Here is a 1,931-nt window from a genome sequence, read left to right as displayed (position 1 = left end):
GTTCGCGCTGGCGGGTTGCTCCGGGTAGGCGACGAGAAAGTTGTGCGCGTCCGCGACCGCGTTCATCCGCGCACCAGCGGCGAAGTCGTCGGGCGCCTGCGTGCAGCCGTGGAGCATCAGCACGAGCGGCACAGGCTTCTTCTTGTTGTAACGGTCGGGAGTCCACAATTTATAGCCACGCGTCCCAGCGGCGTTGGTAGCGCTGCCTTGCGTCCAACTCCCTGCACGCGCCACGTCTGTGCTTAAAAGCATCGCCGTTAGCGCAAAGCTCAACGTCAGGAAGTGTTTCATGCTCAAACTCTCCGCTTCGGCTTGCCGCTAAACCGAAACTGATGAGATTAGGGCGCAGCAGGAAAGTTATCTACGAAACCACACGAACAGACGCGAAGCAAGACTAACGCATTTCGCGTCTCGTTTCCTTTGGTTTCGTGGATCATCTCTTTTATGCTGTGCCAACCTTTGGAGACGATTTAGGATGGAAGGGAAGATAGACTGTTTTCGACGTGCTCTTTGAGCGTTCGTTTGAGCACCTTGCCCGAAGCCGAGAGCGGAAACTCTTCGACGAAAAAAATCTGTTTCGGCAGTTTATAGCGCGCCAAACGTGTCGCGCAAAACTCGATGATTTCGGCGGGCGTCACCGTCGCGGTGTCGCGCTTGATGATGACCGCGATTGGGACTTCGCCCCATTTCGTGTCGGGGATGCCGACGAGCGCGGCGGAGGCGACCGCCGGATGAGCGTGGAGCACGGCTTCGACTTCCGCCGGATAAATGTTTTCGCCGCCGGAGATGATCATGTCTTTAGCGCGCCCGGCGATGTAGTAGTAACCCTCTTCGTCCCGCCGCGCGAGGTCGCCGGTGTGAAACCATCCGTCGCGCAGTGCCTCCGCTGTCGCCTCGTCGTTGCGCCAGTAGCCGGAGCAGACGTGGCCGCCGCGCAAATATAGTTCGCCGACCTCATTTGACGCGACATCCCCGCCGTCAGAGGCAACAATGCGCGCCGCGCTGTGCAGCACCGGAAAGCCGATGGAGCCGGCTTTCCGGACCGCGTCTTCGAGACCGAGCTTGAAGCAGTTGGGTCCGACCTCAGTTAAGCCGTAGCCCTGCACGAACGAGACGCCACGCCGTTGGTAGGCTTCGATGAGCGGCACGGGGCACGGCGCGCCGCCGGAGATGAAGTAGCGCACGGAACTGAAATCCGTCGTCGCGAAGCGCGGCGATTCGAGCATCATCTGAAACATCGTCGGCACGCCGAAAAAGATGGTGCAGCGGTGTTGCTCGATGACTTCAAGCACGCGCGCCGCGTCGAAGGTCGGCATGATAAGGAGGCTCGCGCCGATGTGCAGCAACGGCAGCGTGAGCACGTTGAAGCCGCCGGTGTGGAAGAGCGGCGCGTGAACGGTCGTGATGTCAGTAGAAACGATGTCCCACGCGAGGTTCGTGTTGATGGAGTTCCACGCGAGCATCCGGTGCGAGAGCACGGCTCCCTTCGGGTGTCCGGTCGTGCCCGAAGTGTAAATGATCAGCGCGGGCATTTCGGGGTCGAAGGCTTCAACCTCGATCTGCGTTGAGCTTGCATCCGCGAGCGCCTGTTCGTAACAGACACCCGCCGCATCGTCATCATCGTCAAACGCGAGCGCATGACGGACGCCGCCCCGCCGGCTCAGTTCCTGCACCACATCCGCGAAAGCTTTTTCGTAGAGCAACAATTTCGGTTGGCAATCACCGAGAATGTATTCGAGTTCGCTCGCCGTCAGCCGGTAGTTGAGCGGAGCGAGCACGGCCGTCAGTTTGGCGGCAGCGAAGAAGGCTTCGAGAATGCCGGCGCGGTTCGTCGAAAGCACTGCGACGCAATCGCCGCTTCGCACTCCGGTCGTCGCGCGCAAGTAGTTGGCGAGCCGCGTCGCGCGCTCGTCGAACTGGCGGTAAGTCAA

At 60.5% G+C, this 1,931-nt stretch carries 2 protein-coding genes; both read right to left on the bottom strand.

Annotated elements, in window-relative coordinates:
* Positions 1–291 (bottom strand): PHB depolymerase family esterase (locus tag VES88_02810; GenBank protein ID HYN80405.1); only part of this gene is annotated, 291 nt, incomplete at its 3' end.
* Between the two features lie 179 nt (positions 292–470).
* A partial coding sequence (locus tag VES88_02805) for a long-chain fatty acid--CoA ligase (GenBank protein ID HYN80404.1) occupies positions 471–1,931 on the bottom strand: 1,461 nt, incomplete at its 5' end.

Source organism: Gemmatimonadaceae bacterium, assembly GCA_035633115.1.
Taxonomy (GTDB): domain Bacteria; phylum Gemmatimonadota; class Gemmatimonadetes; order Gemmatimonadales; family Gemmatimonadaceae; genus UBA4720.
Note: the sequence above shows the minus strand (reverse complement) of the source record. Positions and strands in the feature narration are given on the sequence as shown.